Origin of the sequence: Nocardiopsis sinuspersici (assembly GCF_001998325.1) — a bacterium.
GTDB lineage: Bacteria > Actinomycetota > Actinomycetes > Streptosporangiales > Streptosporangiaceae > Nocardiopsis > Nocardiopsis sinuspersici.
This window is the reverse complement of sequence record NZ_MCOK01000001.1, coordinates 3,039,771-3,060,624: the sequence shown is the minus strand read 5'-3', so window position 1 is coordinate 3,060,624 and position 20,854 is coordinate 3,039,771. Positions and strand designations below refer to the sequence as shown.

Genomic DNA, 20,854 nt, shown 5'->3' with positions numbered 1-20,854 from the left:
GAAACCGGGCCGCCCGGGAGCGGGGGCACGGTGTCGGGCGGACGGGGTGAGGTGTGACACTCCTGGTGCGTGCGGGCCTGGGTTGGCCGTATGTCTCTCCGAGAGACCAGAATGGGGATATGGCTGCGACTCCTCACCTGCGTCCCGCGCCCGGGTCCATTCCGACCGATCCGGGGGTGTACCGGTTCCGGGACGCGTCGGGCCGCGTCATCTACGTGGGCAAGGCCAAGAACCTGCGGTCCCGGCTCTCCTCCTACTTCCGCGACTTCGCGGGCCTGCACCCGCGCACCCAGCAGATGGTCTCCACCGCCGCCGACGTGGACTGGACGATCGTCGGCACCGAGGTGGAGGCCCTCCAACTGGAGTACTCCTGGATCAAGCAGTACGACCCCCGGTTCAACATCAGGTACCGCGACGACAAGAGCTACCCCTACCTGGCCGTCACCCTCCAGGAGGAGTTCCCCCGGGTGCAGGTGATGCGCGGGGCCAAGCGCAGGGGGGTGCGCTACTTCGGCCCCTACTCGCACGCCTGGGCCATCCGCGAGACCGTCGACCTGCTGCTGCGGGTCTTCCCCGTGCGCACCTGCTCGGCCGGGGTGTTCCGCGGCGCCCGCAACAGCGGCCGCCCCTGCCTGCTCGGCTACATCGGCAAGTGCGTGGCCCCCTGCGTCGGCAGGGCCTCACCGCAGGACCACCGGGCCCTGGTCGAGGACTTCTGCTCCTTCCTGGCGGGGGACACCGGCCGGTTCATCCGCCGGCTGGAGGCGCGGATGAGGGAGGCCGCCCAGGAGATGGAGTACGAGCGCGCGGCCCGCGTCCGCGACGACATCGCGGCCCTGCGCGCCGCCCTGGAGAAGCAGGCCGTCGTCCTGCCCGACTCCACCGACTGCGACGTCATCGCCATGGCCGACGACCAACTGGAGGCCGCCGTCCAGATCTTCCACGTGCGCGGCGGGCGCATCCGCGGCCAGCGCGGCTACGTCGTGGACAAGGTCACCGACGACTCCCCGGCCGAGCTGATGAGCACCTTCCTGGGGCAGCTCTACGGACCCGCCGAGGGCGCCGACGAGAGCGGGGGCACCGGCACCGCCGTCCCCCGCGAGGTCCTGGTCTCCCACGAGCCCGCCGACCCCGCGGCCATGGCCGCCTGGCTGTCGGAGCACCGCGGCTCCGCCGTGGACCTGCGGGTGCCCCGGCGCGGCGACAAGAAGTCCCTCCTGGAGACCGTCGACAAGAACGCCCGCGAGTCGCTGGCCCGGCACAAGACCCACCGCGCCGGGGACCTGAGCACCCGCGGCCGCGCGCTCAACGAGATCCAGGAGGCCCTGGACCTGCCCGAGGCGCCGCTGCGCATCGAGTGCTTCGACGTCTCCAACCTCCAGGGCGAGCACGTGGTGGCGTCCATGGTGGTCTTCGAGGACGGACTGGCCCGCAAGTCCGAGTACCGCCGCTTCTCCATCCGCGGCAGCGGCGAGGGCGGACGCGAGCAGCACGACGTCGCCGCCATGTACGAGGTGATCCGCCGCCGCTTCCGCCGCTACCTGGAGGAGAGCGCCAGGAACGGCGAGGTCGCCCGCATGGGGGAGACCGGCGACCACGATGATCACCAAAGCGACGACGAGCCGTCGCCCGGCAGGTTCGCCTATCCGCCTAACCTTGTGGTGGTGGACGGCGCCCGGCCCCAGGCCGAGGCGGCGCGCCGGGCCCTGGACGAACTCGGGATCGAGGACGTCGCGGTGTGCGGCCTGGCCAAGCGCTTGGAGGAGGTGTGGCTGCCCGACGACGAGGATCCGGTGATCCTGCCCCGTACGGGCGAGGGCCTCTACATGCTTCAGCGGGTGCGTGACGAGGCGCACCGCTTCGCCATCAAGTACCACCGGCAAAAGCGCGCCAAGGCGCTCACCGGCAGCAGCCTGGACGAACTGCCCGGCCTCGGTCCCACCCGCAGGTCGGCCCTGATCAAGGAGTTCGGCTCGGTGAAACGACTCGCCTCGGCCTCGGCCGAGGAGATCGCGGCGGTGCCCGGGATCGGCCCCAAGCTGGCCGAGGCCGTGCACGCGCACCTGTCCGGCGGCCCCGCCGGAACGGGTGGGGAGGGTGACGGGGCACCAGAACAGCGTGTCAAAGACGGGGGAGGAGAGGTATGACGGTCGAACTGGGCGGGGAGCTACCGCCCGAGGTGGTCATCGTCACCGGCATGTCCGGTGCGGGCCGCAGTACGGCGGCCAGGGCCCTGGAGGACCTGGACTGGTTCGTGGTGGACAACCTGCCACCGGGCCTGCTGCCGACGATGATCGAGTTGGCCGGGCGCACGCACGGCGCCGTACCGCGGGTCGCGGTGGTCGTCGACGTGCGCTCGCTGGCCTTCACCGAGGACCTGCTGTCCACGGTGGAGGAACTGCGCAAGCGCGACATCGTCGCGCGCGTGCTCTACCTGGAGGCCAGTGACGAGGCCCTGGTCCGGCGCTTCGAGGGCGTGCGCAGGCCCCACCCCCTCCAGGGCGACGGCCGCCTGACCGACGGGATCGACCGCGAGCGCGACACCCTGCGCGCCGTCCGCGGCGAGGCCGACCTGGTCATCGACACCTCCCAGCTCAACGTGCACCAGCTCAAGGCACGGGTGATCGGCTTCTTCGGGCAGAGCGACGGGGAGCGCCCCCGCGCCAACGTGGTCTCCTTCGGCTTCAAGCACGGCCTGCCCGTCGACGCCGACCTGGTGCTGGACTGCCGTTTCCTGCCCAACCCCCACTGGGTGCCCGAGCTCAAGCCGATGAACGGCCGCGACGAGCAGGTGAGCGACTACGTCCTGTCCCAGGACGGGGCCAAGGAGATGCTGGAGGCCTACACCGAGGTCCTCAGGCTGACCATCGCCGGGTACCAGCGCGAGGGCAAGCACTACATGACCCTCGCGGTGGGCTGCACCGGCGGCAAACACCGCAGTGTGGCCATGGCCGAGCAGTTCGCCGACCGCCTGCGCGGTGAGGGCGTGGACGTGCACGTGGTTCACAGGGACGTCGGCCGGGAGTGAGTCCGGACCGGCCGGCCGGGGCTCTGGAGGTGATCGGCGCGTCGTTCCCGGTGGTACGGTCCGATTCGTCCGGTGGACATGGGACGAGGGGCAGACCACAGCCATGATGAGCACAACACCCGACGGGGACGGGCGGCGCCCGCCCCGTGTGGTCGCACTGGGAGGCGGGCACGGCCTGCACGCCTCCCTGTCGGCCCTGAGGAGGGTGACCACCGACGTGACGGCGATCGTCACGGTCGCCGACGACGGTGGTTCCAGCGGTCGGCTCCGCAGGGAGCTCGGCGTCCTGCCACCCGGTGACCTGCGCATGGCGCTGGCCGCCCTGTGCGGCGACGACGAGTGGGGGCACACCTGGAGCCAGGTGCTCCAGCACCGGTTCCGCTCGGAGGGGGAGCTGCACGGCCACGCGGTCGGCAACCTGCTGATCGTGGCCCTGTGGGAGCTGCTCGGCGACTCGGTGGCGGGCCTGGACTGGGTGGGCCAGCTGCTGGGCGCGCACGGGCGCGTGCTGCCGATGTCGTCGGTGCCCCTGGACATCGCCGCGGAGGTCTCGGGGATCGACCCGGAGCGCCCCGAGGCGCTGACCATGGTGCACGGCCAGGTGGCGTGCGCCAGCACCAACGGCAAGGTGCGCTCCGTCTCCCTGGTCCCGGAGGCCCCGCCCGCCAGCCCGCAGGCGGTCAAGGCGGTGCGCGAGGCCGACTGGGTGGTGTTCGGCCCCGGGTCGTGGTTCACCAGTGTGCTGCCCCACCTGCTGGTCCCGGACCTGGCGCACGCCCTGGTCACCACCCGGGCCAGGCGCATGGTGGCGCTGAACCTGTCGCCCCAGCAGGGCGAGACCGACGGCTTCCGCCCCGAGACCTACCTGGAGGTGCTGCACGAGCACGCGCCCAAGCTCGGGGTGGACGTGGTGCTCGCCGACCGGGGGACCGTGGAGGAGGTCGAGCCCCTGCTGGAGGTGGTCGGCCAGCTGGGCGGGCGCCTGGAGCTGGAGAGCCTGTCGCGCGACGACGGCACTCCGCGCCACGACCCCGACCGGCTCGCGGCGGCCTTCGAGCGGATCCTGGAGGACTGACGGGTTCGGTCGGCGGGGGAAGCGGGAAGGACCACCGCCATGGTCGGGCACCACGTGTACCTGGAACGCGTCCACGACGAGGTCCGCGCGGCGCGCGGATCCGACGGGGCGCCCGCTCCGCCGCCGGGGCGCCGCTTCCTGGTGGACCGGCTGTGGCCGCGCGGGGTGTCCAAGGAGGCACTGGAGGGGGTCGCCTGGGTGAGGGAGGCCGCACCGAGCGACGAGCTGCGCAGGTGGTTCGGCCACGACCCCTCGCGCTTCGCCGAGTTCGCCGAGCGCTACCGCGCGGAGCTGGAGGCGCGCCCGGAGCCGCTGGCCCCGGTCCTGGAGGCGGCGCGCGGGGGTCCCGTCACCCTGCTGTACGCGGCCCGGGACACCGAGCACAACCACGCCGTCGTCCTGCGCGAGCACCTGCGTGAGACGCTGGCCACCTCGGCCGGGGGCAATTGACCGCACACCGGCACGAAGGCCGACAGGACCTCCGTCAGCCTGTGTGACGGATGGGCAACACGCCGTGCAGGGGTCGGCGCCTGGCGCCGTGTCACGTAGTCTGCCACGGAGAAAGCCGCTCGTGGCGGGGCCGCGGCGGTACATCCCGGCACCGAACCCGCGGTGCCGGGTCGGCTTGTTCGACGGGGAGGAACGCAGCGATGGCGATGACCGGCGTGGTGAAGGATGAGTTGAGCCGTCTGGCCATTCTCAAGCCATGCTGCCGCAAGGCGGAGGTGTCCACCATCCTGCGTTTCACGGGGGGCCTGCACCTGGTGGGCGGGCGGATCGTGATCGAGGCCGAGCTCGACACCGGCGTGGCCGCGCGCCGCCTGCGCAGGGACATCTCCGAGGTCTTCGGCCACGAGTCCGAGATGGTGGTGCTCTCCCCCAGCGGTCTGCGCAAGGGCAACCGGTACGTGCTGCGGGTGATCAAGGACGGCGAGTCCCTGGCCCGGCAGACGGGGCTGGTGGACAACAACGGCCGCCCGGTGCGCGGCCTGCCCCGGCACGTGGTGGCGGGCGGGGCCTGCGACGCCGAGTCGGCGTGGCGGGGCGCGTTCATCGCGCACGGCTCCCTGACCGAGCCGGGCCGGTCGATGTCCCTGGAGGTCACCTGCCCCGGACCGGAGGCCGCGCTGGCGCTGGTGGGCGCGGCGCGTCGCCTGAAGGTGCACGCCAAGGCCCGCGAGGTGCGCGGTGTGGACCGGGTGGTGGTGCGCGACGGCGACTCCATCGGCGCGCTGCTGACCCTGCTGGGCGCCCACCAGAGCGTGTTGGCGTGGGAGGAGAGGCGGATGCGCCGGGAGGTGCGCGCGACCGCCAATCGGCTGGCCAACTTCGACGACGCCAACCTGCGGCGCAGCGCGCGTGCGGCGGTGGCCGCCGGCGCACGCGTGGAGCGGGCCCTGGAGATCCTGGGCGACGACGCCCCCAAGCACCTGGTGGCCGCGGGCCAGCTGCGCCTGGCGCACAAGCAGGCCTCGCTGGAGGAACTGGGCCAGCTCTCCGTCCCGCCGCTGACCAAGGACGCCATCGCCGGACGCATCCGCAGGCTGCTGGCCATGGCCGACAAGCGCGCGAGCGACCTGGGCATCGAGGGGACCGAGGCCAACCTCACCCCGGACATGCTGGTTCCCTGACCGGGATGCTCTTCGGAAGCCGTCACTTCGGCGCAACACCGGTGTTCGGCTTTGTTAACAGGACAAACCTGTGGATAACTTCCGACAATGGTATAGACCTTTACGGCGTGCGGTGCCAGGATGGTCGCGAATCCACAGGGCCCGGCGGTGCCCGGCCGCGGCTCTCCGCCGGTGCTCCGCTAGGCTCTTCCCGAACACCCGGTGTGCGTTGGTCCTGCTCATGGCGGCCGTCCGGTTCGTCCCGGCTCGCCCCGTTCCAGGTGGGGGAATGCCCGGGTGGAAATGATGTGCGATATATGAGGGGATTGGTTCCGTGACCATCCGTGTAGGCGTCAACGGCTTCGGTCGGATCGGCCGCAATTTCTGGCGCGCGGTCGCCGCTGGCGGCAGCGACATCGAAATCGTCGCGGTCAACGACCTCACCGACACCAAGACGCTCGCGCACCTGCTCAAGTACGACACCGTGCTCGGCACCCTGAGCGGCGACGTCGAGGTCGGCGACGACTTCATCCGCGTCGGCGACAAGAGCATCAAGGTCCTGGCCCAGCGCGACCCGGCCCAGCTGCCCTGGTCGGACCTGAACGTGGACGTCGTCATCGAGTCCACCGGCCACTTCACCAAGGCCGAGGACGCCAAGAAGCACATCGAGGCCGGCGCCAAGAAGGTCATCATCTCCGCCCCGGCCAAGGGCGAGGACCTGACCGTCGTCATGGGCGTCAACGACGACAAGTACGACGCGGCCAGCCACCACGTCGTCTCCAACGCCTCCTGCACCACCAACTGCGTGGCGCCCATGGCGAAGGTGCTCCTGGACAACTTCGGCGTCCAGCAGGGCCTGATGACCACGGTGCACGCCTACACCAACGACCAGGTCATCCTGGACTTCCCGCACAAGGACCTGCGCCGTGCCCGTGCGGCCGCGCAGAACATCATCCCGACCACCACCGGTGCCGCCAAGGCCACCGCCCTGGTCATCCCCGAGCTGCAGGGCAAGCTGGACGGCATGGCCATGCGCGTGCCCGTGCCGGACGGCTCGGTGACCGACCTGGTCGTCACCCTGGAGCGCGAGGTCACCAAGGACGAGGTCAACGCCGCGTTCAAGGCCGCCGCCGAGGGTCCGCTCAAGGACGTGCTGGTCTACACCGAGGACCCGATCGTCTCCTCCGACATCGTCGGCACCTCGCCCTCCTGCACCTTCGACTCCAGCCTGACCATGGCCTTCGGCAACCAGGTCAAGATCGTCGGCTGGTACGACAACGAGTGGGGCTACTCCAACCGCCTGGTCGACGTGGCCAAGCTGGTCGGATCCGGCCTGTAGCGTCCGCGGCCCTCATGGCCACCGGCGCGTGAGACGGCACCCCTTCGCCCGCAGTGCGCGCGAAGGGGTGCCGTCGTGAGGGCGCCCCTCCCGGCCCGCCGTCCGGGACCGCCAGACCCACACCCAACGAGGAGACCAGCATGCGGACGATCGACGACCTCGACGTCTCCGGCAAGCGCGTGTTCGTCCGGGCCGACCTGAACGTGCCCCTGGACGGAGACCGGATCACCGACGACGGCCGTATCCGCGCGGCCGTGCCGACCATCGAAAAGCTCCGTGAGCGCGGCGCCCGCGTCATCGTCGCCGCCCACCTGGGCCGCCCCAAGGGCGCCCCGGATCCCCGCTACTCCCTGCGCCCGGTCGCCGCCCGCCTTGGCGAGCTGCTCGGCACCGAGGTGGCCTTCGCCGACGACACCGCCGGTGAGTCCGCGCGCGCCACCTCCGACGCCCTGGCCGACGGCCAGGTCGCGCTGCTGGAGAACGTGCGCTTCGAGCCCGGCGAGACCAGCAAGGACGACGCCGAGCGCGGCGAGCTCGCCGACCGCCTCGCCCGGCTCGCCGACCTGTACGTGGGCGACGCCTTCGGCGCCGTGCACCGCAAGCACGCCAGTGTCTACGACCTGCCCGGCAAGCTCCCGCACGCCGTCGGCGGCCTGGTGCTGACCGAGGTCGAGGTGCTCAGGAAGCTCACCGGTGAACCCCAGCGCCCCTACGCCGTGGTCCTGGGCGGGTCCAAGGTCTCCGACAAGCTCGGTGTCATCGACAACCTCCTCGGTACCGCCGACCGCCTGCTCATCGGCGGCGGCATGGTCTTCACCTTCCTCAAGGCGCAGGGCTACGAGGTCGGCTCCAGCCTGCTGGAGGCCGACCAGATCGACGCCGTCAAGGGCTATCTGGAGCGCGCCGAGCGCGAGGGCGTGGAGATCGTCCTGCCGGTGGACGTCGTGGCCGCCGAGAAGTTCTCCGCCGACGCCGCGCACGACGCGGTCGGCGTCGACTCCATCCCGGCCGACCGGATGGGCCTGGACATCGGCCCCAGGAGCCAGGCGCTCTTCGCCGAGAAGCTCGCCGACACCAGGACCGTGTTCTGGAACGGCCCGATGGGCGTGTTCGAGATGGAGCCCTACGCGGGCGGCACCCGCGCGCTGGCCCGGGCCCTGATCGACTCGGGCGCGTTCACCGTGGTCGGCGGCGGCGACTCCGCCGCGGCCGTGCGCGCGCTCGGCTTCGACGAGGCGGCCTTCGGCCACATCTCCACCGGTGGCGGTGCCAGCCTGGAGTACCTGGAGGGCAGGGACCTGCCCGGCATCGACGCCCTCAAGTAAGCGGTGTCCGCCCCGGAACCCGCCGTGTCCCCCCGGCGGTGTCCGGGCGGCCCCCCGACCATCTCGTAAGGAAGTACCGACATGTCCCAGCGCCTGCCGCTCATCGCGGGCAACTGGAAGATGAACAACAACCACCTGGAGGCCATCGCGCTCGTCCAGAAACTGGCATTCGCGCTGAACGACAAGGACTACGACAACGCCGAGGTCGTCGTCCTGCCGCCGTTCACCGACCTGCGCAGCGTCCAGACGCTGGTCGACGGCGACAAGCTCAAGATCGGCTACGGCGCCCAGGACGTCTCCGCCCACGACAAGGGCGCCTACACCGGCGAGGTCTCCGGCGCCATGCTGGCCAAGCTGGACTGCTCCTACGTGCTCGTGGGCCACTCCGAGCGCCGCGAGTACCACCACGAGGACGACGCCCTGGCCAACGCCAAGGTCAAGGCCGCCTTCAAGAACGAGATCGTCCCGATCCTGTGCGTCGGCGAGGGCCTGGAGGTGCGCCAGGCGGGCCAGCAGGTCGAGCACGTCCTGGCCCAGCTGGACGGCGCCCTCAAGGAGGTCCCGGCCGGGCAGGCCGAGAGGATCGTCATCGCCTACGAGCCGGTGTGGGCGATCGGCACCGGCGAGGTCGCCACCCCCGAGGACGCCCAGGAGGTGTGCTCGGCGATCCGCAAGCGCCTGGCCGAGCTGTACTCGCCCGAGGTCGCGGGCGCGGTGCGCGTCCTGTACGGCGGCTCGGTCAAGGGCGACAACGCCCCCGGCATCATGGCCAAGGACGACGTCGACGGCGCCCTGGTCGGCGGTGCCTGCCTCAAGGCCGACGAGTTCGTCAAAATCATCCGCTTCGGCGAGCAGTAGCCGCCGGTGGGAGAACCCGGTCCGTCATCCTCGATGCCCGATAGTGACGGGCCGGGTGCCCGACAGGTGGTCCCGTCGGGCTAGACTTCGCTGTGGGGTCCTCCGTGTCTCGCGGTTTCCCCACCCGTGCCGCCATGGGCACGGTAAAATCCGAAATTGTCCCCGGTCTCCTCCTTCCCGGATACCCGCATCGGCCCGGTACCACCGCTGCCGCGGGCGGGAAGTGGGGACCGAGGTGTCCATCCCCCCGCTTCGGGGTCGAGCTACGGGTGAGCGTGTGATCCTCGGTCTGTCCATCTTCGTGATGCTTCTCAGCGTGCTGCTGGTCCTGCTGGTGCTCATGCACAAGGGCAAGGGCGGCGGTCTCTCCGACATGTTCGGCGGCGGCGTCACGTCCTCGCTCGGCGGGTCGTCGGTGGTCGAGCGCAACCTCGACCGCATGACCGTCGGGATCGCGGTCGCCTGGATCCTCGCCATCGTCGTCCTCGGCCTGCTGATCAACCGGGGGATGTAGCCCGCTCCCCGCGGGACGCCCCCGTCCACAGTCAAGCTCGCCCGAGAACCGGTGAGCGAGTTCGCCGAAGGAGTTTTTCGTGGGTAGTGGCAGTGCCATCCGTGGCAGCCGTGTCGGAGCCGGCCCCATGGGCGAGGCGGAACGGGGTGAGGCCGCCCCCCGCGTCCGGGTTCCGTTCTACTGCGCGAACCTGCACGAGGTCGTGCCCAGCTTCGCGAGCGAGGCGCTGGTGCCCGACGAGTGGGACTGCCCGCGCTGCGGCTTCCCCGCGGGCAAGGACAAGGCGAACCCCCCGTCGCCGCCGCGCACCGAGCCGTACAAGACCCACCTGGCGTACGTGAAGGAGCGCCGCAGCGAGGAGGAGGGCAAGCTCATCCTCGATGAGGCCCTGGCCAAGCTGCGTGCCAACCGCGCCGCCATCGAGGCCCACATGAAGGCCGCGCAGAACTAGGCCTGCGGTCTCCCGAGGCTTCCGTCGGGGCCCGTCGCGATCGCGACGGGCCCCACGTGTGTGCACGGCCCCTCGTGAGCGCGGTGGGACCGCTCCCACTCATACGTGAACGTGGGGACGAACTTTCTCATTCTCGGGACTGGTGTGGTTGGTGAGAAATACAGTGATCGCCACACACCCCCAACAGCCCCTGTGAGGAGATGGTGTCGATGTCTACGTGCCCCACCGGCGGGGACCACGACTGGATCCTCGGCGACGACCGCAAGTTCCAGTGCGCCAAGTGCGGAGCTCAGAGCGCCCGGCGGTTCTGAGCCCCGGGACCCGGCTGCACCGTTCCGCGCCCGGCGAGCTGCCCCTTCTCCGCGGCGCGCCAGGTCACCGGCTCCCCCAGCATCTCGGCCACCCCCTTGGCCCAGCGCTCCAGGCAGGCGAACCGGTCCGGTCCCTCCGGAAGCACGGTACGGCCCTGGTAGGGCATTCCGTCCAGGACGACGACCTCGCCGTTCACCCGCAGCTCGGTGTCGTACTCGTTCGTGTTCGGCCTCATGCACCGGACTCTAACGGCCCGGGGCCGCGACCACCCGCGCTTTGGCCGACCGCGGCCGCCGGATTCCCGCTGCACGGGCGCTCCGGCGCGCGGACCACGCGCGGGAGTTGGGAGAATGGGGGCATGGCCACCCCCGAACCACCGGACTTCTTCACCGCGCCCCCGTCCGCGCCCCCCGAGCCGGCCCAGTCACCCGGCAGCGTCTCGCACCTGCGCAGGTACGTCAGCCTGCGCGGTCCGAACACGCGGATGTGGATGACCGCGGCCTACTTCTCCGCCGCCCTCACAGTGGGCTTCCTCGTGGTCCTCGGATCCTTGTTCTGGCACGTGCTGCGCGAGGAGGCCACGGTCGGTTCGGTGTCCCTGTGGGCCTCGGCGGCCCTGGTCATGCTCTTCGTCGGCCCGGGGAGCAACGTGTACGTGCTGCGCGGGCTGCCGCAGCGCATCACCAGGCAGGGCGTCAGCGCGGACAGCGACGGCGTCACGGTCCTGCAGGAGCGCAAGTGGTGGTTCCCCGGCGAGGGGACGTTCATCGCCTGGGAGGAGATCCGGCGTATCCGGGAGGTGCACACCGGCGGCCGCAGGCTCACCTACTTCATCGAGTTCGTGCTGGACACCCACCGCACCGGGGCCGAGCTGCCCAACTGGGCCGAGGACGCCGAGAGCCTCGGCCTGGAGGCGGTGGACGCGCCCACGCAGTTCTACGTCCAGGTGCCCAAGGAGCTCAAGGAGAGGATCCTCAGGATGGTGGAGCGCACCGCCCCCCTGCCCTCCGTCGTGGAGCGGACCCCGCCGCTACGGTGACACGCGCCCGCCCAGGCGCCGGGTCAGCTCGGCGGCGGCGTCACGCACCCGGCCGGCCAGCGCCTGGGGGGTGACCGGCCGCGCGCTGGGCACCGTCAGGCTGATCGCCGCCGCCGGGCGGCCGTTGTGGTCCGCGGCGGCCGCGGCCACCGACACGAAGCCCTCGGTGACCTGGCCGTCCTCGATCGACCAGCCCCGGCGCCGCTCCTCGGCCAGCACCCGGCGCAGCTCCCCGGGGGTGGCCGGGCCGTGTCCGGTACGGCTGGTGAACGCCGCCGCGTCCGGGTACAGGGCGCGCACCTGCGCGCGTGGCAGCCGGGACAGCATGGCCCGGCCCGACGCCGTCAGGTGCGCGGGCAGGCGTACTCCCACCCCCGTGATCAGCGGCGGGGCGTGCGGGGGCTGCTCCTTGAGCAGGTACAGGGTGTCGGCGCCGTGCAGCACGCCCAGGTGGGCGGTGGCGCCGGTGGCCTCGGTGAGCTGGTGCAGCAGCGGACGCGCCAGGCGCTCCACGCCGTCGTGGCGCAGGTAGGCCGAGCCGATCTCGAACGCGGCCACCCCGAGTCCCCAGCGGCGCTCCTCGGGCAGGTGGGTCACGAAGCCCTCCTCCGCCATGGCCTCCAGCAGTTGGTACACGCTGGAGCGGGGAACGCCGAGCTCGGCGGCTATCGCCGAGGCCGACACCGGCCCCGGGCGGGTCGCCAGGAAGCGCAGCAACCGCAGTGCGCGGGTGGCCGCCGGAACAAGGCTCATGTTCCGATTGTCTCGCATGACATGCTGCCGGGGAACTCTATGAAGGCTCCTACTTGGCGCCAAGACTACGAGTTTCCCTATGTTATCGATCCAGATTCGGCGCTACTATGGCTCCATGGGAGCTATTCAGGTCAAGGACGTTCCGGACGAGGTCAGGGAGATCCTGACTGTTGAGGCCAAGCGATCGGGTAAGTCACTGCAGGCGTATCTGCTGACTCTGCTGGAGCGCGAGGCACGTTTCGTTCGTAACCGGGAGATCGTCGAGCAGACCCCTTTGCCGGGGGCCAACCTGAGTATGGACGAGATCGTGATGGCGGTACGAGCCGCTCGTGGAGACGAGGCGTCGGATGCTCATGGTGAGAGCGGTGTCGTGTGATCGTTGTCGACACGTCCGTGCTGATCGACCTCTACCTTGGGGCGCCGGGGCGTTCCACGACCATGGCACGGCGGGTTCTGGGGGCTGACAGCGAGTGGTACGCCCCCAACCACCAGCGAGTGGAGTTCCTCAACTCCCTGCGCGGGCTCGTGCTCGGAAAGAAGGTGTCGGTCAGTGACGCTGAAGCAGCACGCAAGCTCTACAGCTTGCAGGCGATCGCGCACGTGGAACCCGTCGGGGGTGTAGCGGACAGGATCTGGGAGCTCCGCTCCGATCTCATCGCGTATGACGCGGCCTACGTTGCTGTGGCGGAGGCGTTGGACTGTGCCCTTGTGACAGGGGACGTTCGTCTGGCTTCTGCTCCGGGGTTGCGATGTGAGGTGCGGGTCATCCGTTAGCGAGGCGGAGGAAGCGGAACGCACGAACCCGGATGTCTGAGATGCCAGACGGAACCCTCGTGTCAGCCCTTCACCAGGGGCCTCGTGGGAGATCAAATGGAGGACATGTCCACAGCAGTTCCTTCCGTCATCGTCGGCGGTGCCCCGCTCACCCCGGCCCAGGTCCTCGACGTCGCCCGCCGCGGTGCGCACGTCACCCTCTCCGAGGAGTCCCTCAAGGCCCTCCGGCACGGCCGGGAACGGGTCGAGTCCCTCGCCGGCGGCGAGGTCCCCGCCTACGGGATCAGCACCGGCTTCGGCGCCCTCGCCACCCGCCACATCGCCCCCGACCTGCGGGCCCGCCTGCAGCGTTCGCTCATCCGCTCGCACGCCGCCGGGACCGGCCCCGAGGTGGAGCGCGAGGTCGTGCGCGCCCTGATGCTGCTGCGCCTGCGCACCCTGGCCTCGGGCAACACCGGCGTGGAGGCCGTCACCGCCGAGACCCTCGCCGCCCTGCTCAACGCGCGGATCACGCCGGTCGTGCACGAGTACGGCAGCCTGGGCTGCTCCGGCGACCTGGCGCCGCTGTCGCACGTGGCCCTCGCCCTGATGGGGGAGGGGCAGGTCCGCGACGCCTCCGGCGAGCTGCGCCCCGCCTACACGGCACTGCACGACGCCGGCATCCGCCCGGTGGAGCTGGGGGCCAAGGAGGGCCTGGCGCTGATCAACGGCACCGACGGCATGCTCGGCATGCTCGTGCTGGCCTGCATGGACCTGGAGCGCCTGCTCAAGGTCGCCGACATCACCGCGGCGATGAGCGTCGAGGCGCTGCTGGGCACCGACCGGGTCTTCGCCGAAGAGCTGCAGCGGCTGCGCCCGCACCCCGGCCAGGCCGCCTCCGCCACCAACATGCGCCTGCTGCTGGCCGACTCGCCGATCGTGGTCTCCCACCGCGGACCCGACTGCAACCGTGTCCAGGACGCCTACTCGATGCGCTGCGCCCCGCAGGTCGCCGGAGCCGCCCGCGACACCCTGTCCCACGCGCTGCTGGTGGCCGGCCGCGAACTCGACAGCGTCATCGACAACCCGGTGGTGCTGGACGACGGCCGTGTGGAGTCCAACGGCAACTTCCACGGCGCGCCCGTGGCCTACGTGCTCGACTTCCTGGCCATCGCGGTCGCCGACACCGCCTCCATCGCCGAGCGGCGCACCGACCGCATGCTCGACGTGTCGCGCTCCCACGGCCTGCCCGCCTTCCTGGCCGACGATCCGGGCGTGGACTCCGGGCACATGATCGCCCAGTACACGCAGGCCGCCATCGTCTCCGAGCTCAAGCGCCTGGCCGTGCCGGCCAGCGTCGACTCCATCCCCAGCTCGGCCATGCAGGAGGACCACGTGTCCATGGGCTGGTCGGCGGCCCGCAAGCTGCGCCGCGCCGTGGACGGCCTGGCCAGCGTGCTGGGGGTGGAGCTGCTCACCGCCGCCCGCGCGCTGGACCTGCGCTCGCCCCTGGAGCCCGGGCCGGCCACCGGCGCCGTCCTGCGCACCGTGCGCGAGAGGATCTCGGGCCCCGGCCCCGACCGCCACCTGGCCCCCGAGATCGAGGCCGCCACCGCCCTGGTCACCGACGGTTCGGTGGTCGAGGCCGCCGAGTCCGTCGTCCCGCTGGCCTGAGCAGTGCCTCCTGAGGGCTCCGCTCCGCCACGCGCGGCCCCTTCCGTGCCGGGCGCCCAAGGAGCGGGAGCCTTCGGTTCCCGCGAAGAGCCGGACCGCTCCTCGCGAACCCTCCTCCCGCACCTTCGGCGACCCCCGCGGGCGCCCGGCCAGACCCCCGGTGGGAGCCGCCCGGCAACAGAACCCACTACCACGAGGAGAATCGCGTGAGCAGTCCACGTACCGTCCGTGCCGCGCGCGGCACCACCCTGTCCGCGAAGGGGTGGCAGCAGGAGGCCGCCCTGCGCATGTTCCACAACAACCTCGACCCCGAGGTCGCCGAGCACCCCGAGGACCTGGTCGTCTACGGCGGCACCGGCCGGGCCGCGCGCGACTGGCGCAGCTTCGACCGCATCACCGCCTCCCTGCGCGACCTGGAGGGCGACGAGACCCTGCTCGTGCAGTCGGGCCGCCCGGTCGGGATCATGCGCACCCACGAGTGGGCGCCCCGGGTGCTCATCGCCAACAGCAACCTGGTGGGGGACTGGGCGAACTGGCCCGAGTTCCGCCGCCTGGAGGCGAAGGGCCTGACCATGTACGGGCAGATGACCGCCGGCTCGTGGATCTACATCGGCACGCAGGGCATCCTCCAGGGCACCTACGAGACCTTCTCCGCAGTGGCCGCCAAGAGGTTCGGCGGGACGCTGGCGGGGACCATCACCCTGACCGCCGGGCTGGGCGGTATGGGCGGTGCCCAGCCGCTGGCCGTCACCATGAACGACGGCGTCGCGATCGTGGTCGAGTGCGACTCCAGCCGTATCGACCGCCGTATCGAACACCGCTACCTGGACGTGCGCGCCGACGACCTGGACCACGCCCTGGAGCTGGCCGGGAAGGCGCGCGACGAGCGGCGCCCGCTGTCGGTCGGCGTGCTCGGCAACGCCGCGGAGGTCTTCCCCGAACTGCTCTCGCGCGGCGCCCCGATCGACGTGGTCACCGACCAGACCTCCGCCCACGACCCGCTCGCCTACCTGCCCGCCGGGGTGGACTTCGAGGACTGGAGGGGCCTGGCCGCCGCCAAGCCCGAGGAGTTCACCGTCCGGGCCCGCGAGTCCATGGCCGCGCACGTGGAGGCCATGGTCGGCTTCCAGGACGCCGGCGCCGAGGTCTTCGACTACGGCAACTCCATCCGCGACGAGGCGCGCAGCGGCGGCTTCGCCCGCGCCTTCGACTTCCCCGGATTCGTGCCCGCCTACATCCGGCCGCTGTTCTGCGAGGGGAAGGGGCCGTTCCGGTGGGCGGCGCTGTCGGGCGACCCCGCCGACATCGCCCGCACCGACCAGGCGGTCCTGGACCTGTTCCCCGACGACGAACACCTGGCCCGGTGGATCCGCATGGCGGGGGACCGGGTCGCCTTCCAGGGGCTGCCCGCCCGCATCTGCTGGCTGGGCCAGGGCGAGCGGGCCGCCGCCGGAGCGCGGTTCAACGAGCTGGTCGCCTCCGGAGAGGTCTCCGCGCCGCTGGCCATCGGCCGCGACCACCTGGACACCGGCTCGGTGGCCTCCCCCTACCGCGAGACCGAGGGGATGAAGGACGGCTCCGACGCCATCGCCGACTGGCCGCTGCTCAACGCCCTGGTCAACACCTCCTCCGGCGCCTCGTGGGTGTCCATCCACCACGGCGGCGGCGTCGGCATGGGCCGCTCGATCCACGCGGGCCAGGTCAGCGTCGCCGACGGCACCGACCTGGCCGCCGCCAAGCTGGAGCGCGTGCTCACCAACGACCCCGCCACGGGCGTCATCCGGCACGTGGACGCCGGCTACGAGGAGGCCGACCGCGTGGCGCGGGAGCACGGCATCCGCGTCCCGATGCGCGAGGGCGAGTGAGGTCCGCCGGGGCGTCCACGGCGGACGCCCCGGCGCTCCGGCCCCGGCGAGCCGCGCCCGAGAGCGCGGAGCGCGTGAAACCATCCGTTCCGACGTGGGAAAACACCCTGTGAGCGATCAGTACACCGAGTCCGGCCCCGAGGCGTTCGACCGCATGTGGGCCGACCTGGCCCCCGTGGGCCGCGACCCCGACGGCGGCGGCTACCACCGCCACGCCTGGAACGGCGCCGACACCGACGCACGGGCCTGGTTCACCGAGGCCGCCACCGCGCGCGGCCTGGACGTGCGCACCGACCGCAACGGCAACCTGTGGGCCTGGTGGGGCACGCCCGGACCGGGCGCCGTGGCCACCGGGTCCCACCTGGACTCGGTCCCCGACGGAGGGGCCTTCGACGGCCCCCTGGGCGTGGTCGGCGCCCTGGCGGCCGTGGACGAGCTGCGCCGGCGCGGCACCGTCCCCGACCGGCCGCTCGCGGTCACGGTGTTCGCCGAGGAGGAGGGCGGGCGGTTCGGCGTCCCCTGCCTGGGCAGCCGCCTGACGGCGGGGGAGATCTCCCCCGAGCGCGCACGCGGCCTCACCGACGCGTCGGGGACCACCTGGGCCCGGGCCATGGAGGCCGCCGGGCACGACCCGCACGCCATCGGCGCCGATCCCGGTGCCCTGGCGGACCTGGACGTGTTCGTCGAACTGCACGTGGAGCAGGGGCGCGCCCTGGAGGACACCCGCCACCCGGTGGGCGTGGCCAGCGCGATCTGGCCGCACGGGCGCTGGCGGATGGACTTCGCCGGCCGCGCCGACCACGCCGGGACCACCCGCATGGCCGACCGCAGCGACCCCATGCTGCCGTTCGCGCACACGGTCCTGGCCGCGCGGTCCCTGGCCGAGGAGCACGACGCCCGCGCCACCGTCGCCAAGGCCCTGGTCACCCCCAACGGCACGAACGCCATCCCCTCCCTGGTCAGCGCCTGGCTGGACGCCCGGGCCGCCGACGGCGCCACACTCGACGCGGTCGTGGCCGGGGTGCGCGAGGCGGCCGGGAGGGCCGCCCGCGCACACGGCGTGGACCACGCGATGGCCAACGAGTCCCTGACCCCGCTGGTGTCGTTCGCGCACGGCCTGCGGGAGCGCCTGGCGGAGGTGGTCGCCACGCGGGCCCCCGAGCCCGGTGTACCGGTGCTGCCGACCGGCGCCGGGCACGACGCCGGTGTGCTCGCCGCCCACGTGCCCACCGCGATGCTCTACGTGCGCAACCCGACCGGGGTGTCGCACTCCCCCGAGGAGTGGGCCCGCCCCGAGGACTGCCACGACGGGGTGCTCGCCCTCGCCGACGTGCTCCAGGACCTGCTCGCCCGCCCCGTACGGAAGGGGGACCGGTGACCTCCGGAACCGGTGCGGCCGGGGAGGCCGCGCGCGACGCGCGTCCGACGGGCGGCTCCCGCGCCGGGGACGAGGCGCCCCGGCCTGCGGCCGACGGGCGCCTCCGGAGAGCGCGGGACCACCGGGTGTGGTGTGAGTGGGCCTGGACCGGGGACCGGGACGGGACCCCGGAGCACGGCGTGCTCGTGGAGGTGGCCGACGGCCGGATCGCCTCGGTGCGGGCGGGGGTCCGGGCGCCCGCCGACGCCGAGGTCCTCACCGGGCTGACCCTGCCCGGGTTCGCCAACGCCCACTCGCACGCCTTCCACCGGGCGCTGCGGGGGCGCACCCACGCGGGCGGCGGGTCCTTCTGGACCTGGCGCGAGACGATGTACCGGGTGGCGGACCGGCTGGACCCCGACACCTACCACCGGCTCGCCCGCGCGGCCTACGCCGAGATGGCCCTGGCCGGGATCACCTGCGTGGGCGAGTTCCACTACCTCCACCACGCCCCCGGAGGCCTGCGCTACGCCGACCCCAACGCCATGGGACACGCCCTGGCGGCCGCGGCGGCCGACGCCGGGATCCGGATCACCCTGCTGGACGTGTGCTACCTGGCCGGAGGCCTGGACGCCCGCGGCGGCCACCAGCCGCTGGCCGGACCCCAACTGCGGTTCGGCGACGGGGACGCGGACGGGTGGGCCGCGCGCGCCGCCGCGTTCGCTCCCGGGGGAGGCCACGCGCGCACGGGCGCGGCCGCCCACTCGGTGCGGGCCGTGCCCGCGGAGCAGCTTCCCGGCGTCGCCGCGTTCGCCGCCGAGCGCGACGCCCCGCTGCACGTCCACGTCTCCGAGCAGCCCGCCGAGAACGCCGCCTGCCTGGCCGCGCACGGCCGCACCCCCACGGCCGTGCTCGCCGACGCGGGCGCGCTCACCGGGCGAACCAGCCTGGTGCACGCCACCCACCTGACCGACGCCGACGTCGAGGCCGTCCGCGCCTCCCGCGCCACCGTGTGCCTGTGCCCCACGACCGAGCGCGACCTGGCCGACGGCCTGCCGCGCACCGGCGACCTGCTCCCCGCCCCGCTCAGCCTGGGCACCGACCAGCACGTGGCGACGGACATGTTCGAGGAGGCCCGGGCGGTCGAACTCCACGAGCGCCTGCGCACCCACCGCCGCGGCACCCTGGGCGCCGGTGCGCTGCTGCACGCCGCCACCGCGCACGGGCACGCCAGCCTGGGCTGGACCCGCGCCGACCACCCGAGCGGCGATCCGGTGCTCCGTGGAGGACGACCACGGGAACCCTCGCGCGAGGCGTCCGACGCCGGCGCCCTGGCACCCGGAACACGGGCCGACCTGGTCAACGTCCCCCTGGACGGCGTCCACCTGGCCGGGGCCGACCCCGCCCGGGCCGCCGACGCCGTGGTCTTCGCGGCCACCGCCGCCGACGTGCGCCACGTGATGGCCGACGGCCGCTGGATCGTCCGCGACGGCGTCCACACCCTGGTGCCCGACACCGCACGCGAACTCGACACGGCCATCAAGGAGCTGCACACATGAACGACGTGCCCGAGAGCGTCCTCGTCGACGACATCGCCACCCTGGTCACCAACGACCCCTCACGGGGACGGGGGGAGGTGGGAGAGATCCGGGACGCCGCCCTGGTCGTCGAGGACGGCCGGGTGGCCTGGTCGGGCCCGCGCGCCCAGGCGCCCGCCGCCGACGCGCGGATCGACGCCGCGGGGCGCTGCGTCATCCCGGGGTTCGTCGACAGCCACTCCCACATCGTGTTCGCGGGCGACCGCAGCCGCGAGTTCGCCGCCCGGATGAGCGGGCGGCCCTACTCGGCGGGCGGCATCCGCACCACCGTGGCCGCCACCCGCGAGGCCACGGACGCCGACCTGCTCGCGGGCGCCAGGCGCCTGGTGCGCGAGGCCCGCGCCCAGGGCACCACCACCCTGGAGGTCAAGTCCGGCTACGGCCTCACCGTCGAGGACGAGGAGCGCTGCCTGGCCGTGGCCTCCCGGGTGACCGACGAGGTCACCTTCCTGGGCGCGCACGTGGTCGCGCCCGAGTACGCCGACGACCCCCGGGGCTACGTCGACCTGGTCACCGGCCCCATGCTCGACGCCTGCGCGCCCCGCGCCCGGTGGATCGACGTCTTCTGCGAGCGCGGCGCCTTCGACGAGGACGCCTCCCGCCGCGTCCTCACCGCCGGGATGGAACGGGGCCTGCTGCCCCGCGTACACGGCAACCAACTGGGCGAGGGCCCGGGCGTGCGCCTGGCCGTCGAGATGGGCGCCGCCTCGGTCGACCACTGCACCTACCTGGCGGCCGAGGACGTGGACGCCCTGGTCCAGGCCGCCGGCCGGCCCGAGCCCACGGTCGCCACCCTGCTGCCGGGCGTGGACTTCTCCACCCGCCAGGCCTACCCGGACGCCCGCGCGCTCATCGACGCCGGTGCACTGGTCGCCCTGGCCAGCGACTGCAACCCCGGGTCCTGCTTCACCTCCAGCCTGGCCTTCTGCGTCGCGGTCGCGGTCCGGGACATGGGCATGACCCCCGACGAGGCGGTGTGGGCGGCCACCGCGGGCGGTGCGCGGGCGCTGCGCCGCACCGACGTGGGCCACCTGGCCCCCGGCGCGCGCGCCGACCTGGTCCTGTTGGACGCGCCCAACCACCTCTACCTGGCCTACCGTCCCGGGGTGCCGCAGGTCGCGGCGGTCTGGAAGGACGGGGAGCTGGTCTCCGGGCGTCCCTGACCGGGGGAGGGGCCGCGGCGCACGACACGCGGGTCGCCGAACGTCCTCACGAACTCAACGGCCGCCTAACCTCCCCGAAACCCGCGGCACCGAACCTGGAGTCACGTCGGTGCGAGTCCGCCGCCGCGGTACAGCGTCGT

At 72.6% G+C, this 20,854-nt stretch carries 20 protein-coding genes; 18 read left to right on the top strand and 2 right to left on the bottom strand.

Going from position 1 to position 20,854, the window contains the following annotated elements; genetic code table 11:
* Positions 1 to 119: 119 nt before the first annotated feature.
* The 10 genes from uvrC to NOSIN_RS13085 all read left to right on the top strand — a co-directional run bounded on the left by uvrC (position 120) and on the right by NOSIN_RS13085 (position 10,200).
* Positions 120 to 2,147 (top strand): excinuclease ABC subunit UvrC, encoded by a 2,028-nt coding sequence (uvrC, locus tag NOSIN_RS13130; protein WP_077691017.1) that lies wholly within the window; start codon positions 120 to 122, stop codon positions 2,145 to 2,147.
* A complete protein-coding gene (rapZ, locus tag NOSIN_RS13125) occupies positions 2,144 to 3,028 on the top strand; it encodes an RNase adapter RapZ (protein ID WP_077691016.1) in 885 nt (294 codons plus the stop codon). Before uvrC ends, rapZ begins: the two co-directional genes overlap by 4 nt.
* Positions 3,029 to 3,131: 103 nt before the next feature.
* Complete coding sequence (locus NOSIN_RS13120) at positions 3,132 to 4,103, top strand: gluconeogenesis factor YvcK family protein (RefSeq protein WP_375539675.1); 972 nt, start codon at positions 3,132 to 3,134, stop codon at positions 4,101 to 4,103.
* Positions 4,104 to 4,142: 39 nt separating this feature from the next.
* The gene (locus tag NOSIN_RS13115; protein ID WP_077691014.1) at positions 4,143 to 4,553 is read left to right on the top strand and encodes a DUF488 domain-containing protein; all 411 of its coding nucleotides are present in this window, start codon (positions 4,143 to 4,145) and stop codon (positions 4,551 to 4,553) included.
* Between the two features lie 200 nt (positions 4,554 to 4,753).
* Entirely contained in the window at positions 4,754 to 5,734 is a 981-nt protein-coding gene (gene whiA / locus NOSIN_RS13110) for a DNA-binding protein WhiA (RefSeq protein WP_077691013.1), read from the top strand.
* Between the two features lie 313 nt (positions 5,735 to 6,047).
* Positions 6,048 to 7,052 (top strand): type I glyceraldehyde-3-phosphate dehydrogenase, encoded by a 1,005-nt coding sequence (gene gap / locus NOSIN_RS13105; RefSeq protein WP_077691012.1) that lies wholly within the window; start codon positions 6,048 to 6,050, stop codon positions 7,050 to 7,052.
* Between the two features lie 140 nt (positions 7,053 to 7,192).
* Entirely contained in the window at positions 7,193 to 8,377 is a 1,185-nt protein-coding gene (locus tag NOSIN_RS13100; protein ID WP_077691011.1) for a phosphoglycerate kinase, read from the top strand.
* 81 nt (positions 8,378 to 8,458) lie between these two features.
* A complete protein-coding gene (gene tpiA / locus NOSIN_RS13095) occupies positions 8,459 to 9,235 on the top strand; it encodes a triose-phosphate isomerase (RefSeq protein WP_077691010.1) in 777 nt (258 codons plus the stop codon).
* Between the two features lie 277 nt (positions 9,236 to 9,512).
* Complete coding sequence (gene secG, locus NOSIN_RS13090) at positions 9,513 to 9,749, top strand: preprotein translocase subunit SecG (RefSeq protein WP_077691009.1); 237 nt, start codon at positions 9,513 to 9,515, stop codon at positions 9,747 to 9,749.
* A gap of 79 nt (positions 9,750 to 9,828) precedes the next feature.
* On the top strand, positions 9,829 to 10,200 hold the full coding sequence (locus NOSIN_RS13085) for an RNA polymerase-binding protein RbpA (protein WP_077691008.1): 372 nt from the start codon (positions 9,829 to 9,831) through the stop codon (positions 10,198 to 10,200).
* A gap of 289 nt (positions 10,201 to 10,489) precedes the next feature.
* On the opposite strand, the gene NOSIN_RS13080 is transcribed toward NOSIN_RS13085, so the two are convergent.
* Positions 10,490 to 10,747 carry a hypothetical protein gene (locus NOSIN_RS13080; protein WP_077691007.1) on the bottom strand — a complete coding sequence of 86 codons (258 nt, stop codon included), beginning with the start codon at positions 10,745 to 10,747 and terminating at the stop codon, positions 10,490 to 10,492.
* Between the two features lie 123 nt (positions 10,748 to 10,870).
* On the opposite strand from NOSIN_RS13080, the gene NOSIN_RS13075 reads away from it, so the two are divergent.
* A complete protein-coding gene (locus tag NOSIN_RS13075; RefSeq protein ID WP_077691006.1) occupies positions 10,871 to 11,551 on the top strand; it encodes a hypothetical protein in 681 nt (226 codons plus the stop codon).
* Here NOSIN_RS13075 and NOSIN_RS13070 read toward each other — a convergent pair.
* Positions 11,543 to 12,304: an IclR family transcriptional regulator gene (locus NOSIN_RS13070; protein WP_077691005.1), complete on the bottom strand. Its 762-nt coding sequence runs from the start codon at positions 12,302 to 12,304 to the stop codon at positions 11,543 to 11,545. The two genes, NOSIN_RS13075 and NOSIN_RS13070, sit on opposite strands and share 9 nt — an antisense overlap.
* Positions 12,305 to 12,419: 115 nt before the next feature.
* On the opposite strand from NOSIN_RS13070, the gene NOSIN_RS13065 reads away from it, so the two are divergent.
* The 7 genes from NOSIN_RS13065 (at position 12,420) to hutI (ending at position 20,714) form a co-directional block, all read left to right on the top strand.
* Positions 12,420 to 12,680, top strand: coding sequence for a FitA-like ribbon-helix-helix domain-containing protein (locus NOSIN_RS13065; RefSeq protein WP_077693570.1), 261 nt, complete (start codon positions 12,420 to 12,422; stop codon positions 12,678 to 12,680).
* Positions 12,677 to 13,078, top strand: coding sequence for a type II toxin-antitoxin system VapC family toxin (locus NOSIN_RS13060; RefSeq protein ID WP_077691004.1), 402 nt, complete (start codon positions 12,677 to 12,679; stop codon positions 13,076 to 13,078). Before NOSIN_RS13065 ends, NOSIN_RS13060 begins: the two co-directional genes overlap by 4 nt.
* A gap of 105 nt (positions 13,079 to 13,183) precedes the next feature.
* Entirely contained in the window at positions 13,184 to 14,731 is a 1,548-nt protein-coding gene (gene hutH, locus NOSIN_RS13055; protein ID WP_077693569.1) for a histidine ammonia-lyase, read from the top strand.
* 206 nt (positions 14,732 to 14,937) lie between these two features.
* Entirely contained in the window at positions 14,938 to 16,596 is a 1,659-nt protein-coding gene (gene hutU, locus NOSIN_RS13050) for a urocanate hydratase (RefSeq protein ID WP_077691003.1), read from the top strand.
* 109 nt (positions 16,597 to 16,705) lie between these two features.
* Positions 16,706 to 17,974, top strand: coding sequence for an allantoate amidohydrolase (locus tag NOSIN_RS13045; RefSeq protein ID WP_077691002.1), 1,269 nt, complete (start codon positions 16,706 to 16,708; stop codon positions 17,972 to 17,974).
* Positions 17,971 to 19,512, top strand: a complete 1,542-nt coding sequence (locus tag NOSIN_RS13040; protein WP_375539673.1) for a formimidoylglutamate deiminase — start codon at positions 17,971 to 17,973, stop codon at positions 19,510 to 19,512. Before NOSIN_RS13045 ends, NOSIN_RS13040 begins: the two co-directional genes overlap by 4 nt.
* The gene (gene hutI, locus NOSIN_RS13035) at positions 19,509 to 20,714 is read left to right on the top strand and encodes an imidazolonepropionase (protein ID WP_077691001.1); all 1,206 of its coding nucleotides are present in this window, start codon (positions 19,509 to 19,511) and stop codon (positions 20,712 to 20,714) included. The genes NOSIN_RS13040 and hutI overlap by 4 nt, the downstream gene beginning before the upstream one ends.
* Positions 20,715 to 20,854 lie beyond the last annotated feature (140 nt).